This is a genomic window from Dolichospermum sp. UHCC 0315A, from assembly GCF_008121535.1.
Lineage (GTDB): Bacteria > Cyanobacteriota > Cyanobacteriia > Cyanobacteriales > Nostocaceae > Dolichospermum > Dolichospermum lemmermannii.
In genome coordinates, this window is the sequence record NZ_CP043056.1 from 5256381 (window position 1) to 5274493 (window position 18113).

The window sequence follows — 18113 nt, forward strand, 5'->3', positions numbered from 1 at the left end:
TGGGTAATTTCTGTGGGTGGCAAGGCGAACTGCTTGCAGCAGCGCTTCGCTATCGCTAGTTCCTTCCGATGCAATGCGTAGGAATCGCTTATATGAAATCCACATTTCGTTGACTCCAGGGGTGAAAGGTTGTGTTTCCGTGATGAGTGACACAAGAAAGGAAGGCTTTTTTCTTCAACTTATCATTCGCCCCACGACAGAATCAGGGTTTTGGGCTTTGTCATAACTTCTGCTTATAATAGTAACTTTGTTTTACTTTTATACTTATTGGGTAGCCACCCTTATAGATTTTGTTCTAATAGTTCGCCATTATCTTTTAGCCATTGTTTAGCTTTGTCCATTGTGGCTAATTGAGCTTTGACGATGTTCCAGAAACGAGGCGTATGGTTATGCTCAATCAGATGGGCTAATTCGTGAACGATTACATAGTCAATGACAAACATGGGAGCTTTGACTAATCGCCAGTTAAAATTTAGGTTGTTTTTTGGTGTACAGGAACCCCAATGATATTTACTGTCTGTAATCTTGGCTAGGTTGAACTCTGTACCTATACGTTGGGCATGAAATTGAACGCGGGGGAGAATTTTCTCTTCAGCTTTTTTGATGTACCAGTTTTTAAAGATGTCGCCGCGATGATTTGCTTGGGCTTTGGGAACTAAAAATCGATTACTGATAAATTGAATTTCCTCGATGCTGTCTGATATTTCTAGGCGATAGTTGCGTCCTAGATAGGGTAGTGACTCACCACTGATTAATTCTTTCCCTGGTGGGAGAGGTGGGTGATACTTTTGTTCGTGATTGGTTTTTTCGTACAGCCATAGTTTGCGGGACTCTACGATCGCATTAATTTTTTCGGGTGATGTGCCTGTGGGAGCTTTGACGACAACTGAGCGATCGCGCTCAACAGTAATCGTGAGCGTTTTGCGTTTGGAGGAGTAAATGACTGCGTAATTAAGTTCCATTTTTGGCTAGTTTAGTCGGCGTATAGGATGCGATCGGTATTTTTTTCAGCTAACTCCATGACTCGCGAGATGATCTGATTGCGGTTTTTGATGATGTTCGGTAGGTTCTTAAATTCAGGGGACAAGAGAATTTTTTGAATTTCCGCCTTGAGTTTATTACGGGCGGGAATACTTTCCCAAAAACCTGCTAGTTGTAATTCGCGCTCTACTACCATAAACACTTGTTGCGTTAATGCTACGTTTTGGGCGATCAGGTCTTCGGTTAGTTCAGTATTGCCAAAAAGCTCACTTTTGAACATTCTGAAAAAGGGCATTTGCTTTTTCTTGTGCAAGCCATAGGTGGGTTCATTTTCTGCATCTCTAACCCGTTGGCGGAGTTTCTCTAATTCGATGTAGATTTGTTGCCAGTTGTCTTTAAATTGTTCGAGAATTTGGGCGACCTGGTGATGAAATTATAGTTTCTAGTTCCAACAACAATAATGGCACTTATACCCTAGCGACTATTGATGGCAATATTGCTATTCTTGAATCGAGTGACCAATTGCAGGATGAAGTAGCTGAAGGAGTAAAGATCGATGGTGATGCAATTAGTGGTACTGGATCAATTACCGCCAAAGATGTAACAATTGATGCCCTTGGTGGAGACCAGATTGTTTCTTTTTCTATCGCTGGCACTAAAACTTCAGGCAAAAAGGATACAGGGAAAGGGAAGTCTGATGCTGGGTCTGGCTCAGTACCTAATAATGCCGAAGGCGGTACATTTGGCTTTGGGGCATCGGGAGATGTCTCTATTAATAACGTTGAGAATAATACTCGAGCCTATGTAGATGGACAAGTATTAATTACAACAACTGGAAAGATCGATCTTTTTGCTGCGAACACAGGAACTCCTCAGATGACAGGCTCTCCTGAGCTAATATTTGCCGACGCAGGAACAAATGACACTATTACCCGTAATGAAGGAAGTTGGATTGGTGACGGATTTAGGGCTGGGCAAACTTTACGTGTTAAAGATACTAACAGTAATGATGGCTATTATCGGATCTTGTCTGTGGAAGATATCATCATTACTCTCGAAACAGGGGACAATCTGACATCACAAACTACATCAGAAGCGACGATCACCACAGGACCAGCTATGTCAGGTACTCCTGAACTGACATTTAGTAAAGAACTCAACGATGTAGACACGATCGAGAGGGACGGTGGTAGCTGGGTAGCAGAGGGATTCCGTCCCGGACAAATTATCAATATATCAGGTACTACTCTGAATAATGGTGAGTTTAAGGTGGTGAGCGTTACAGCTTCCACTTTGTCGATCGCCATCGTAACCCTGAGTGATCTGTCTTTGAGCCATGTATTGAAAAATGAAACCATTGCTAGTGGCAGTGATGTTAGAATTTTAGCCGCAGATGACGGTTTAGCGGGGAGTATTCTAGCTGGCTCTGGCTCAGTAGTATTACAGGGGAACAAAAAATCAGCAGGATTAGCTGGTTCTTACTCGCAAAACACAATATCTGGTGGAGTACAAGCTTTTGTTAGCCAGGCTACTTTGAATGCCGATGGAGATATTAACATTTCCGCACGTACTCCAGGTTCGATAAGTTCCTATGCTGCTAGTGGCAATAAAGTCGGTAAGCTAGGTATTGCGGGACAAGTTACTAATAACGAAGTCAGTCGGCATACGAAGTCTTTTCTAGAAGGTGCAACCATTCTCAACGTGTCTGATGTTCGCGTCAGTGGCATTGATACAGCCTCGATCTTCAGCGTATCGGGAGTCGCTACCTTGGGTGGTGAGGTTGGTATCGGTGCAAGTGTTTCTATTAATCAGATTAATAGTGGGGTTAAGTCCTATATTGATAACGCGGATTTAACTGTCAAAGGAGACGTAAAAGTAGATGCCATATCCAAACCGACAGTTGATGTACTAGCTCTTGGAGGAGCAATTTCCGGAGCCGCATCCGAAAAATCTGCAAGCACGATCGCGTTGGGCGGAGCGTTTACCTTTAATGACATTGCGACCACAGTTGAAGCAAGTATTAAGGGCAATAGTAAAGTCACCACTCTGAACACAGGTAGTGTAATCCTGACGGCGAGCGATGAATCTCAAATTACGGCCGAGGCGATTGGGTTTAGTGGCGCACTAACATTTGCTGATGGAAATAACGGTGGTGGACTAGCTATTGGGGCAGCGATCGCCAGGAATCAAATCAACAATAATCTCCAAGCCTACATTCTCGATTCAACAGTCGAATCAGACGGAGACCTTCAGCTATCTAGCATCAATAAAGCAAAAATTATTGCCGAAGCCACCGCAGTGGCAGTGGCCTTGACCGCCGCTAATCAGACAGGCATTTCCCTAAGTGGTGGTGGGGCAGAATCCACCAATGTCATTATTCCCAAGATCAACGCCTATATTGAGGGCAGTATGATCACCAGTGGTGGCGATGTTGATATCCAGGCGATGGATACATCATCAATTAACGCCGATGTATTAGCTGCGGCGATTACGGCAACCCTCGGACTGAAGAATGCAGGGGGGGTAGCGATTGGCGCATCTTTCTCCACGAACTTGATTGGTTGGGAAGCCTCATTTGGGGAAGCTCTTGGCCCTGTGGCTAATAAAAATAACGATGCGGCAAAAGCAGAAGTCCAGGCCTATATTAAAAACTCTAAAGTCGAAGCTACCCGCGATCTTTACTTGACGGCCTTAGCCAACGGGACCATTGAGGCAGGGGTTGATGCCGTTGCTGTAGGGCTTGCTGGCGGGGCTGGCAATGCGGGGCAGCTTTCGGGTGCAGGTGTCCGTACCGAAAACCGTATCCGAAACCAAATCAAGTCCTTTATTGATGGCACAGTACCCAATGGGAAATCAGATCAAGGAATTATCACTGCTGATAGTGCCAACTTAATTGCCAATGACACATCAAAAATTACGGCAAATGCTTTAAGTGCGGCTGTAGCGGCATCTTTTGGGGCTGATAATGCTTTGGGAGGCACAATTGGTGTCTCTTTAGCCCTGAACGAAGTATTGAACGAGGTTGAAGCCTACATCAAGAAAGAGACGGTCACGGTTGAACGTGCCGTGGTGGATCAGGCTAACTACAAAGAAAAAATACTGCCAGGAGTAACTATCGTTGCCAGTGGGGATAAGCGTTATCAGTTTCTCGGACGCAAGGATGGTGATTTACTTCTACCGGATAAAGTGGATTTATCTGCTGAGAATTATGGCGATATCATCCGTTGGGAAGATGTAACCGATAAAACAACTGAATTTGATGTCACATATCAAAAGACGGCAAGTGAAGCCACCAAAAAAGGACGTATCAAGATCGAAGCGAAAGAAGATGCCACTATCAGTGCCACCGTTACAGCAGCATCAATAGCAGTTGCAGGTAGTGGGAAGATATCCATTGCCTTATCGGGGGGAGGAGCAGAAGCGGTCAATATCATTGGTACTAATACTAATGCTTACATTATTGATAGCACAGTAACCAGCGAGGGAGAGGTTACTTTAGATGCCCGTAATACATCATTAATTGATGCAGATGTTCTCGCGGTTTCTGGCTCAGTTGGGATTGGCGGCAAAGGTGGAGTGGCCGCAGCCATCGGAGCATCAATAGCGCACAACTTCATTGGTTTCGATTTAATTGGCTTCAATGCAGATGGCACTGTGCAAATTGGCAATGATGCCAGTCCAAATAAAGCCCAAATCCAGGCCTACGTTGAGGATTCTACTGTTAAAGCTACCACTGGAGATATACGTCAGACAGCCATTTCCCATCAAACCATTACCGCCGAAGTATGGGCTGGATCTGTAGCAATTTCAGGAGGTTCGCAAGGAGCTTTATCCTTGAGTGGTGCTGGCGTGAGTACGGTTAATAAGATTGCCACCCAGGTCAAGACTTATATTGATGGTGCGGTTGGTTCTCGAATTGAAGCCAGTAATATTCTGCTAACAGCCCAGGATACATCTAAAATTACTGCTAAAAGCGGAGCTGCTGCCTTAGCCGTCGCGATCGCTCCAAAAAGTCCAGGCGTATCAGTTGCCATCGGTGTGGCATTGGCGGAGAATACAATTGCCAATACTGTAGAGTCCTACATTACCAATAGCCCTACTGTCATAGCATCGGATCAACTTTCTTTAACGGCAAAAGAAGCCGCAACAGTTGAGGCAACAACGATAGCTGCTTCCCTTGGTGTCGCTATTAGTGCGCTTGGGGTAGGACTGACTGGAGCCGGAGCCAATGCTACTAATATTATTAACAACAAAGTTCATGCCTACATTGACAACAGCAATAGTGTCATAGCTCAGAACAATATACTGATTGATGCTCAAAGCGAGGCGACCATTACCTCGCTCGTTGGGGCTGCCTCAGTAGCAGGTGGGACAGTGGGGGCAGGTGCGATTGGCGTATCCTTAGCACGTAATCTCATCGGGTTAGATGGAATTGGCGATACATCACCCTTGGGCAATGAAGTATTAGCCTATGTTAAAAACTCGACCTTGACCTCCGATCAAGGCAACATAACTGTCCAAGCCAAAGCGACCGATAAAGTTGATGCGGTTTCCTTTGCTGGTTCTGTGGCGATCGCCGGAGGTATCTTAGCTGCGGCTGGTGCCGGGGCAGAAGTCATCAATCAATTGAGTACAAAGGTCGAAGCTTATAGTGAAAACTCCAACATCACCGCCACAGTTGGCGATATTTCAGTAACGGCATTATCTAATAGCGAGATTGTCAAGGCACAAGCAATTGGCGTTGCAGTTGCCGTGAATTTGAATATTAGCAGTGGTGTTGCTATCTCCGTGGGAGTTTCCAAGGTTGATAATGACATCAAAAATCAGGTGCAAGCTTATGTTATTGGAACTACAGACAAACAGGTTAAAGCTGAGGGTAATATCTCCATTAATGCTGATGCGGAACAAGCAAAAATAACTGATTCCTCTGCTTTTACTGCGTCTGTATCAGGAGGAGCTTTCGGTCTTAGTGGTGGTGGTGTTGATATTGACAACGTGATTTCCAATACAGTTAAGGCGTGGATTTCTGGATCTCTTAAAGTCAATGCAACTCAAAATGTCGAAGTCATTGCCAATGAAAATGCTAACGCTATAGCAGAGTCCATTGGCATTTCAGCCAGCTTTAGTATTGGTGCTGCAGTGGGTGCCTCAATCGTCGAAAATACTATCAGCAGCAATATTGAGGCATCAATTATCAATGGAGCTACAGTTGATTCTGTAGATACAACTGTCAAAGCAATTTCTGTCGCCAATATTGAAAAAACCTACTCTCTGGTTGTTGCAGGTTCTGCTGTAGGGGTTGCTAGTAATGATGCAAGTGCCACTGTCAATACTACTGTTTCTGCGTTTGTTAAAGATTCAACCCTGAACGCAACGGGTAATGTTTTAGTGGAGGCTCACAGCACTTCAACAGCTAACTCCGAGGGTAATGGAGTAGCAGTGGGTGCAGTGGGTGTTGGGGTTGTCAATAGCTACAGTTATGATTTCGGCAGCACCACAGCCTACATTGAGAACTCTAACATTACTCAAGCCGATAATTTAGATGTCCTTGCGACAGCGATAGAAACACTTGATTCCACCTTGACTTCTGCGTCGGGCGGGGTTTTGGGCGGAGTTCAAGTTAATAAATCAGAATCCATCTCCCGTCATAATGCAACGGCATATATTGGCACGAACTCGAAAATAGATGTGGACAACACCCTCAATGTGATTGCTAAGATCCAACCTCAAGTCAAAGCGAATGCGGATGGGTACTCAGTTGCGGGTGGGATAGCTGTGGGGAGTTCGACAGCGATCGCCGAAACCGATAGTGACGTTAATGCCTATATCAATATTGGCAACAGGAACAGTACCTATCAAGTCAAGGCCGCAAACCTGAATGTAGAGGCTAAACAAGAACTGCCAACCACTGGTTTTTCCGTCGAAGCCGATGCAATGGGATCAGGGGGAGGATTACTAGCTTCTGTTAACGGCAGTGAAGCAACAGCGAAAAACAGCAATAATTTCAGTGCGTACATCGGGGATAATACAAACCTCAACATTACCAATGTTGCGACCATCACAGTCCAAGATATAAGTCACCAAGATGCCTATGCAACGGGGGTGAGTGTTAGTGGGTTGAGTGCGGGTTTCCATCTCGCTAAAGCTGAAACAAATACCACCCATAATAGCTATTTAGGCACAAATGTTATTTTCCGTGGGGGAACATTAAATGTGACAGCTTTTGGCAATACCACCAATTTTGCTGAATCTGTTGCTGGTGGTGGCGGAATTATTTCCGGACAAGCTGCCGATGCAAGAACGATCAATAATAACAATGCCACTGTAACGATTAACAATGGTCAGGATAATAACCACATTAATGTTACTAACCTTAATCTGAAGGCTCAACAAATTAGTGATTTTAATGCTAAAACTAATGCTATTAATGCCTCTATTGCCGGCGGTAGCGGCGCGGACTCAAATAATATAGTCACGACAAATGTTCTAGTTGACATCAAAGATGTGCATATTATTGCGGACAATATTGTTGCGCGATCGCACAATATTATGAACAAATCCGCCCTCGCAGATCAAAATGCGGAAGCCGGTTCTGGAGGCGTATTTGATGCTTCTGCCGTTAAGAGTATTACTAGAGTTCGCAACACCAGCAAAGTAACTGTAGCTGACAACGCCACCCTGGAGGTTGTTGGGGATCTGGATAATCCAGGGGACTTTGTTCTTAACGCCCATAACAAAATTACCGCCCGTGATGAAGTCAATATTGATGTGGGGGGCGGCATTCCCTTCGCAGGGGGCGACTCCATCATTGGCATTACCCTCAATCAAGCGATTGTGGAAATTGGGAATGCAGACCTGAAAAGCGTGGGAGACATTGACCTCTGGACTAGAAGCGATGTTGATATTGCTACCGATGTTCAAGCTAAAACCTATGGTCTTGCCGGGTTGCCCTCCGGAACCTCCATCACCGAATTTACTGGAGCAGTCAACCAAGTTCTGATCAAGGATGGTGCCTTTATTTACGCTAAACGAGACGTAAATATTGATGCCGGTCGTGGCTACGATGAAGCAAAGCGTCGCAACTACAGCACAGTCAATTTGTTTAGCAATATTTACTTACTCAACGGTTCTGCTGGTGCGAATCCTGACCCTGTTACGCGCCTGACTGTTAACTCCAGTAATCTGGTCACAATTGAAAAGAATGCAACTATTCAATCTGTCAGGGATGTTGCTATTGAAGCGAGCAAAGGGTTTACCAATGTTTCAGGGAAGGGAGAAGGCAAGAGTCTTTGGAAAGAAATCGCATCTTGGTTTGGCGGTTCCGATACGATTATAGGCAATCCTAAAATTAGCGAAACCTACAATGAATATGTCACCATCAATGGTTCTGTTACTGCTGGATTTGATAATAAACAAAGGGTTCGCCTTGACCAAATTAATGCTACCTCCGCCCGTGTCTATCTCAATGGTGAAGACAAAGGCATTATTAACAGTTCTGGACTGAAAATTGCCTATGATGATAACTCCAGTTTTGAAATTCTTGATGTGAACTTTGCTAGTGATATTATTAATCGCATTAAAACAATCGAGAGCATTTTAGCCACCTATACAACCGCAGAGACAAACACCGGAGGTACCGTAACCACGCAGGACGGAGAGGCAGAGGCAAGCACGAACTATCGAGGCTCGACTTTTACTGCTGCTGAGAAACAGAACTATGAAGACGAATTAGCAGGATTAGAGTTTCTTCAAAATAGTCTTGGACTCTCGTTAAACGATCCAGCACAAACGTTTATCAGTTTGCCAAATATTGTTGTTTCTTCTGGCGACATTATTATTAATACACAAAATTTATCAGGATCTGGTGATTTAACAGCCCAAGGAGATAGCTTAATTGAAGTTGAAAATAATTCCAACATAAATCTGTTGATCAATACTTTAATTATTCGAGATGGTAATGGTGGTAAATTACTGCTCAATGGTCAAAGCAAAACATCCAATGGAGAGATCCTGGCAGCCAATTCCAGTAAAAGCGGAGTCAATTTTACTAATATCAGTACATCAGAAGGGGAAACAACCGAAATTAGTGTTATCAATAAGAGTGTAAATGGGCCTCTCATGCTTTCCAATGATGATGGTATCGTCAGTAACCTAGATGGAATTGTCTCCTTGGTTAATGATAAAGGTAGCATTGGTATTCAAGGAGAATTAGCAGCCAAAACCATTAATATTCAGGCAGGAGAAGATTTCATCTTAACTGATGGCTATTTTTTCCATACAGGAGGCAATCCTGAATCTGTTGATAGCACTTTAGTTGGAAAGTATGAGAGTTTAGCAAATCCCTTAAATACAGCAACTACTACCGCTAAGGATCGAATTCCTTCTCTTAATCCTTACTTTCAGATTAATTCGCAGGGGTATAATGGTAGAGTAAGTCCAAATTATAGCTATGGCTTCGATCCAAGTCCAGCCACAACAAGCACTAAAAATTTAAGTCACACTTGGGAAACTGCAACCACAAACCCCAGTGCTATTGTTGCAGAAAATAATATCTTTATTAGTGCCAACTATATCAATGTCAATGGATTAATTCAAAGTGGGGTAGATAGTTATAATTTGATTTTAGAAAGTTCCCTAAATGACGATATTGAAAAAGAAGATAATAAATGGGGAGTAGATGCCATTGACAATGATTATCGCTATACCTTGAAGGATGGAATGACTACCAATGGCAAAGTTACTTCAGGGACTATTGGAGCGATAAAAGCAGTATTTAATCCATTTACAAATTTGATTGAAGTTGAAGACATTGATGTGCGTGGAGGCTATGTTGAATTACGAGGAAAAGTATTAAGTACGGGGACTGGGCGCATTCAAGCGATGGATGGCTTTGGTAATATCAATATCACCAATTATACGGACTATGGTCTGGAATTAGGCAATTTAAATGCAGGCGGTGAAGGTATTGAGGGGCAAATTGTTATTATTGATCGCCTGAAAAATACGGAAAGCCGTTATACCTACAGCGACGCAGGTAATCTCTTGAACAATAATGCTGTTGTCTCGTCTGGGCGGAGCACGTTATATACACCAAGCAGTGCCACTTATAAGTATGTCTCCTATGGTAATGAATATACTTACGACTACAATGAAGCCTACACCAGTAACGCGTTTACTTGGCGTACAGGACTACCGACAACCCCCAGCATGAAATACACATATACCGTTGGCCTTAAAATAGTGGGAGAAGATGATTCAAATCGAACAGGAGATAAAGATTATTCCTATATTCTTGAAAATAGTAATTTAGGAAGCGACTACGAGTTTGATGCCACGGCTAACGTTAACAGCATCAGTTACGTTTCATGGTACTATCCCAATGGCTACAAAAACGATCAGCCGAATTTATTGCGGGATGTAGTAGTTACTGACTTTGCAATTCAAGAATATTTTACTCATTCTTTCAAAGCGAACCATCCCATTGACATCAGGTTTGTGGGCAATAATACTGGAGCCATAAAGGTCACTTCTAATCAATCTATTTATCTCAATGGTTCTATTACCAATGTTGCTGGTACGACAACATTAAATAGTAAATTTGGTTCAATTCTGATGCCATCCGATAGTATTATTGACACTAAAAATATTGTTCTGAGTGCAGAGACAGGCATTGGTGAACTCGACCAAGCTCTGGCAACAGGGATTCGCGGTGGTACCATTAATGCGACGACAACCTCTGGAAATATTGATATTAATGATGAAGGCTCTGGCTTAAAGGTTCAGGAAATTCAAGCTAGTAATGGCGATGTCACTCTAATCACTAAAAATGATGTCACAGCATTGAATGGCAATAGCTTGATTGCTGGAAACTTAGTCACTCTAAACTCTGCTAGTGGGACTATCGGGACGGCTTCATCTGCCATTCAAGTGGATACAAAAGGCGATACAAGTCATGGTCTTGATGCCCAAGCCAATAATGGGATTTATCTTACTGAAAAAACAGGCGACCTCTTTTTGATTCAGGCAACCAGTCAAAATGGTGATGTTTCCATCCGTGCAACCAATGGCAGCATTGTTGACAATAATACTGGGGGTGAGGAGGATCTGATTGCCAAGGATGAGGTATTGGCGGCGATCAATCAGAAACTGCGCTTAACGGTAGAAAATGGGGCTTTAGAGAGTATCAAGGAGACCAAGGAAGCCTATAAAAACTCTAAGCAACAAGACTATCAACGATATTGGGAATATCGCAATATTCAAGACAATCGCAATATTTCCTATGTTGATGACAATACAGCCACAGTTCTTAATGATTTTGGCAAGTTAGTTCCTGTCAATTCCAATGGTATTAACTTTAGCTTGACTGATTTCACCAATTATTTTGGGGATGTTGATGGGGATGCTTTGGCGAGTATTACGATCAAGTCTCTTCCTAGTTCTGGTTTGTTGCAATTAAATGGCGTTGAAGTTGGGCAAAACACTGTTATTGATGCCTCAGACTTAGGCAATTTGGTTTACATTCCTGGAGAGGATTTCACAGGGGATGTGGAGTTTGAAGTCTTGGCAGATGATGGCTCAGGTAATACGGATCTAGGTTCAATTACGCTACGAGTAGGGGAAAGCAACACGGCTCCCATATTTAGCGATATTTCTGTGGATGGACTCGTCAATAAGAAAGTTGAATTTGAAGCTATCCACTTCTTATCTGGGTTTAGTGATGGGGATGGCGATCGCCTGGCGGGAATTACTGTCAATCGCTTATCAGCAGTCACAATCAATGCTTTGCCAACTAATGGGACTTTGATGCTCAATGGTCAGGCGGTAGTAGCGGGTCAACGGATAGTTCAATTCTCAAATCTTGAGTTTATTCCCAGTAATGGCTTTACAGGCATAGCATCCTTTGGGGTCACTGTTGAGGATGAATTTGGGGCAACAGCGTTGGGTCAAGTCAACGTAAATATTAAGGCCGCTTTCACGGCTGATGCTTATGATCCGAATTTCCAATATCAATTTGATCAAAGTCGAAAAGATAACTTGAGTGCAATGGGTTACAGCGAAGCAAAAATTCAAGGTCTTGAGCAACAAAAAACCCAAGATTACCATGCTCTTCATGGGCAGCTTGAGGCACCGGGATTAACGGCAGCTTATGATCCTAACTATAAGTATGAATTTTCTTCAAATGCGGAAGAAAACTCCCTTGAGGAAGGGGGAGTTTGGACTAAAGAACAACTCAAATATGGCTTGAGTTCCGCCATTTTCCTTGATGTGTCCGATACAGAATTGGTGATTGAAGATCCAAATGCCAAGGGACACAATATTACCCTAAGGGCAAGCGTTAACATCGGTTCAGATAATGGTACTCGCTCTTTCCTCATTGCTGATATTACAAAGGGTACGCCACAAGAAGAAGAATTTTTGTTAGCGATCGCCACCGCCGAAAGAAGTGATATTACTTACTATGCTGACGTAGCTGGAACTATTGTGATCACCGGAAATGTTCTCGAATACAACGATGTACCTGCCCGCATTGATATTCGTATTCGTGAAGATGTTGATATAGAAGCAACTGGAGTAATCACCGCTTCATCCAATGGTGTCATGTTCCTTGGTTCAGAAGAAAATATGAACCTTAACACCTTGAACTCCAACAACAATGATGTTCGGATTAAATCAGCAAAAGGCATTTATAACGGTGTCGGTGGCAGTACAGTTAACGTCATAGCTGGTAATGAGGTAATTTTAGAAGCTGGAGATAATGACATTGGCACAAAAGATTCCGATGTCAGAATTCAGGTAGGTGGCAATAATGTATTCACAGCACGCTCTGGGAACAATATTTACTTAACTCAAGTAAACAACGATATTAAGTTAGACAATCTCTTTGCTGTTGGACATATCCGTTTAAAAGCCGAAGTGGGTTCAATCCTAGATCGATTTGAAACAGAAACCCGTAACATTCGCAGTGCATCCCTAGAGTTAATTGCGGCACAAAGCATTGGTACAGCAAATAATTTCTTTGATATCATCGTGGATGGACAAGTGGATGCCACAGCTAATGATGGTATTTATCTGCGTTCTTTGAGCAATCTAACCATTGGTACTGTTACCTCCAATAATAGTGATGTTCGGGTACAACTAGATGCGGCAGCCCAAAATATTGATATTCTCAATAGTATTAATGCCGCCGGCAATGTCACCTTAGAAGGGGAAAATACGCTGTCTTTAGGAGCGAATGGTGAGATAAATGCAGGAGTAAATGTCTTTATCTTAGCTAGAGACATTACCCTTGGCACTGTCAAGGCAGCCTCTGGAGAAGTCTTTATTGAAGCAAAAGATAGTCTAGAATTAGCAGCAGATAGTAATATTTTCGCCAACGGAAACATTACCATGAAGATTGATAGTGATCCCCTCGATGATCCAGGAGTAGGAGGAACTACTAATATTTACGGCAATGTTACCAGCAATGGCATCGTTGAAATCGAAGGTGGGGTAGATGATGATATCTTTACCTTTAATGGCATAATCACAGCAGGAGCAGCCACCATTAGTAGTTTTGAAGGAGAAGATGAGTTCTACTTCCAAGGCATTAACACACCTTTAACAGTTTATGCCGGGTCAGGCGATGATTATGCAGAAATTAACGCCCCTGATAGTGCCAATGGGATTCTGATATTCAATGCAGGTGCTGGTAATGATACTATTGATGCTTCTCAAGCTGCCTTAGCCTTGGTTCTCAATGGAGAAGATGATGATGATACTATCACTGGTGGAATGGGTGATGATCTCATTGGAGGTGGAGATGGGGACGATACCATTGATGGGAAAGAAGGGGCGGATAAGATTTTTGGAGATTCTACCTTTGAGAAGAGTTTAGGAAACAGCTTCACGGCCACCAATACAGGATCAGGAGAAGATAACCTTCAAGGAGGAGATGGGGCTGATCTTATCAAAGGTGAAGGGGAAAATGACCGTATATTCGGCGGTGATGGGAATGATGATATCGCTGGTGGTTTAGGAGACGATACTCTCGGTGGCGATGCTGGTAATGATCTTATCAAAGGTGAAGAAGGAAATGACATCATCTCTGGTGGTGATGACGATGACGTTCTAGAGGGTGGTTTAGGAGATGATACTCTCAGAGGTGATGCCGGTAATGATCTTATCAAAGGTGAAGAAGGAAATGATACCGTTACCTATGATAATTCTCCTAATAGTGTGGTAGTTAATCTTGATAGAAATCAAGGTTTTGCAAATCTGGGAGGTTTCCTTCATGAAAGCGTCTTCCTCCATCACCAATTTGTCGAGAGTGATCTTGAACCCACATTTGCTATTAATGCAGGGGAAGGACAAGATGGTTTTGGTGGTATTGATACCTTAATTGATTTAGAAAATGCCATCGGTTCAGATTATGCTGATGTCTTAATCGGCGATGATGGTGACAACAAACTCTTTGGGCTGAAAGGCAACGATGTCTTCATCAGTAACGTTGGCAATGACAGTTTAGAAGGGAACGAAGGACGAGATGCCATCAGCTACCGCCGTGACCCCAATGCGGTTATCGTTGACCTCAGCTCCCCAACCGCCACCGATGGCTTTGGCGATACCGACAGCCTCACCAATATTGAAGACTTAATTGGTACTGCCTTTGACGATACCCTGACTGGTGACTCAGGTGCTAACCGGATCTACGGTGGCGATGGTCAGGATATTATCTCTGGTGGCGATGGCAACGATGAACTATATGGTGAAAATGATAACGACGAACTCTACGGTGACAGTGGCGATGATTTCCTCGTAGGTGGTCTGGGTGTAGGTAATACTATTACCGACCAAATAGATGGAGGAGAAGGTATTGATACAGTTTCCTACTACACCTCAACGACTAGGGTGTCTGCTAATTTGGGCAATGGTACTGGCACAGAGGGGGATGCTTTAGGCGATCGCTTCACCTCTGTGGAAAACCTAGAAGGTTCGGAATATAATGACACCCTTAGAGGAGATGATGGAGCGAATATTCTCTCAGGACTAGGAGGAGATGACAAACTATACGGTTTAGATGGTGACAACAGTATATATGGTGGAGACGGCAACGATTTCATGCACTCCACAGGTGGTAACACCATCATGGATGGAGGAAGCGGCATCAATACCTTTACAGTTACTGGGAACGGTAACAGCATCATTTACGGTGGCGAAGGCAATGATAACATCAACACAGGTGCAGGTGATGACGTAATTTACGGTGGTGAAGGGATTAACGTCATTAATGCCGGCGAAGGTAATAACACAATTTACGGTGGCAGCGGTAAAGACACCATCACTAGTGGATCTGGGAATGACACCATTTACGGTGGAGAAGGCGATAATGTCATTAGAGCAGGTGAAGGTAACAATACAGTTACAACTGGTAGTGGTAATGACAACATCACCAGTGGTGCAGGTGATGACATCATTGATGGCGGAGATGGTAATAATTTCATCAATGCTGGCACAGGAAATAATACAGTTACCACTGGTGCAGGTAATGACAACATTACAAGCAGCACAGGTGATGACATCATCAATGCTGGAGATGGCGACAACTTTATCAATGCTGGTGATGGACTCAATCAAATTACTGGTGGTACAGGAAAAGATACTATTCACACTGGCACTGGTGATGACATCATTGATGGCGGAGATGGTGACAACTTTATCAATGCTGGCACAGGAAATAATACAGTTACAACTGGTAGTGGCAAAGATACCATCACCACAGGCTCAGGTGATGACATCATCAATGCTGGAAATGGTGACAACTTTATTAATGCCGGTGATGGACTCAATCAAATTACCACTGGTGCAGGTAATGATAACATCACCACAGGCTCAGGTGATGACATCATCAATGCTGGAAATGGCAAAAACTACATTTATGCCGGCAATGGAGATAATGATATTACCACTGGTACTGGTGATGACAGAATCACCTCTGGCACTGGTAATGATGTGATTGTGGCTGGAGATGGCTACAACTTTATTAATGCCGGTGATGGAGATAATGATATTACTGGTGGCGATGGTATTGATTATATTATTGCCGGGGCTGGTAATGATATTATCAGAGCAGGTGAAGGTAATAATATCATCAGAGCAGGTGAAGGTAACAACACAATTACTGCTGGTAGTGGACGTGATAATATCATTGCAGGGTCTGGTAATGATACTATTGATGGCGGGGATGGTGATAACACCATTAATGCTGGCAACGGTAATAATGAAGTTACCACTGGTTCTGGTAATGACAGGATCACCACTGGTTCAGGCGATGATTTTATTTACTACGGCGACGGCATTGATCTAGTTAATGCTGGAACTGGTATTAATGACACCAAAAAGTTTAAGTAAAAACCGCTTGATTTAGTTTATATTAAATAGGGTTAAGCCTGTTTGCTTGTTACCTGTATGTTTGAGGATTACTAATGTCTAATAACATACTGTTGTTTTCAAGATTTCGCCTGTACAGGGTGAAAAAATACCAAAATATCTGAAATTCCACCAGAGTTGTCAACAAAAAAATGAGTAACGTTAAACAAACTGTTTATCTAATTACAGAACGTCAACGTGGTATTGAGCCGAGATACGTGTAAAAACCTGCAAGATGGTCTGGAAATGCCTACTGTGTCTAGCTTTCAACAATTTTTCCCCCCATCCTTATAAGGTTTTCCACACAGAGGACAAAACTTATACCTCAACGACACCACCAACTCACCACAATTAGCACAACTAGACCGTAATTGCGTACCGCATAGATAACAAAACCTAGCCCGAACATTTCCCCACATTGAATCCACAACGCCACCAGGATTCCAACATTGGGGGCAAAACTTAATCGCTGCCATTACCAGAACCTCTTCTCCCCTGACAACAGCCTGCAAATACTCAACAGGCACAGACAAAGCCAAAGCAAGACCGCCAAGAGTTTTATGGCTAAGTTTCCTTGTCAATCCCCGTTCAATCTTCCCCACAGAGCGAGAATGAACACCAGCCGCATTCGCCACCTCAAACTGAGTTAAATTGAGTTCCTTTCTCATCCGCAAAACATAGTCGGACAGAGATTCTCCAGGTTTTGGAGTTTTAAAAGTATCCATAAAACACTGCCAATATTTCTCCCTAAAAGATATATAATTTAGGAATAAATAACCTTGCTAAAAACACACAAATTTCCGTGAAGCAAGCTGTCACATTAGCCACCGTTGCCGTCAAATTTTTAGAACGGACTGGACTAGCACCCAGTACCATTAAAACCTACGAACTAACCCTCTTAAACTTCCTAGCAGAATATGGAAGTTGGCTAATCGAAATAATCAGTAAGCAAACATTAATAGAGTATCTAGATAGCCTCTCACATTTAAAATACACAACCCACCATAAGCATCAAGCAATACTGCAAAGTCTATTTAACTTCGCCGTCCAACAAGAGTATATAAAAATCAACCCAATTCAGGGATTAAAACAGCGTCCCCCACAACGAGAAAAAGGCGAACATAAAAGCGATACTCTCATAAGATATCTAACACCAGACCAGCTAAATATCCTCTATACAGCAACCAAAGATGACTTGCGACTATCAGCAATAATTCATCTATTGCATCGCACAGGATGTAGAATAGGAGAGCTTTTAGCACTGAATTTATCAGACCTAGATATCAAAAATCAGAAATTTCAGGTATTGGGAAAAGGCAACAAACAAAGGTGGTGCTTTTATAGCAATGATGCCGCCCAATCACTAAATAAATATTTCCAACACACACGACATAAAAATATCAACGCATTGTTTACAGCACAACATCCAGTTACCCTCAAAGTCAGTAGAATTAGCTATCATACATTGCATGATTATTGGCGAGAAATTACCAATACCAATCCCGAATTAACCGGGGTACGCATTCATGATTTACGCCATACTTATGCTACAGAACGAGTAGGATTAATCAGCATAGAAGAATTACGTTCACTCATGGGACATGAAAGCATTCAAACCACATTACGCTACCAGAAAGTTACCTCCCAAAAAGCCGAATCAGCCGCCCGTCACGCCTTAAATATGCTGATTAATCCAGAACTACAAAGCTGAACTGAGTCACCATAAC

5 protein-coding genes are annotated in these 18113 nt (G+C 43.0%); 2 read left to right on the forward strand and 3 right to left on the reverse strand.

The features are described 5' to 3' along the window. Positions 1–281: 281 nt before the first annotated feature. Both BMF77_RS24900 and BMF77_RS24905 read right to left on the reverse strand, forming a co-directional pair. Positions 282–962: a M48 family metallopeptidase gene (locus BMF77_RS24900; protein WP_148766608.1), complete on the reverse strand. Its 681-nt coding sequence runs from the start codon at positions 960–962 to the stop codon at positions 282–284. Positions 963–973: 11 nt separating this feature from the next. Next, a complete protein-coding gene (locus tag BMF77_RS24905) occupies positions 974–1276 on the reverse strand; it encodes a hypothetical protein (protein WP_210422267.1) in 303 nt (100 codons plus the stop codon). 227 nt (positions 1277–1503) lie between these two features. On the opposite strand from BMF77_RS24905, the gene BMF77_RS24910 reads away from it, so the two are divergent. Continuing rightward, positions 1504–16368 (forward strand): Ig-like domain-containing protein, encoded by a 14865-nt coding sequence (locus tag BMF77_RS24910; RefSeq protein ID WP_148766610.1) that lies wholly within the window; start codon positions 1504–1506, stop codon positions 16366–16368. 284 nt (positions 16369–16652) lie between these two features. Here BMF77_RS24910 and BMF77_RS24915 read toward each other — a convergent pair whose 3' ends face one another. Beyond that, the gene (locus BMF77_RS24915) at positions 16653–17111 is read right to left on the reverse strand and encodes a helix-turn-helix domain-containing protein (protein ID WP_148762642.1); all 459 of its coding nucleotides are present in this window, start codon (positions 17109–17111) and stop codon (positions 16653–16655) included. Between the two features lie 77 nt (positions 17112–17188). On the opposite strand from BMF77_RS24915, the gene BMF77_RS24920 reads away from it, so the two are divergent. Continuing rightward, on the forward strand, positions 17189–18097 hold the full coding sequence (locus BMF77_RS24920) for a tyrosine-type recombinase/integrase (protein WP_148762640.1): 909 nt from the start codon (positions 17189–17191) through the stop codon (positions 18095–18097). Positions 18098–18113: the final 16 nt, after the last annotated feature.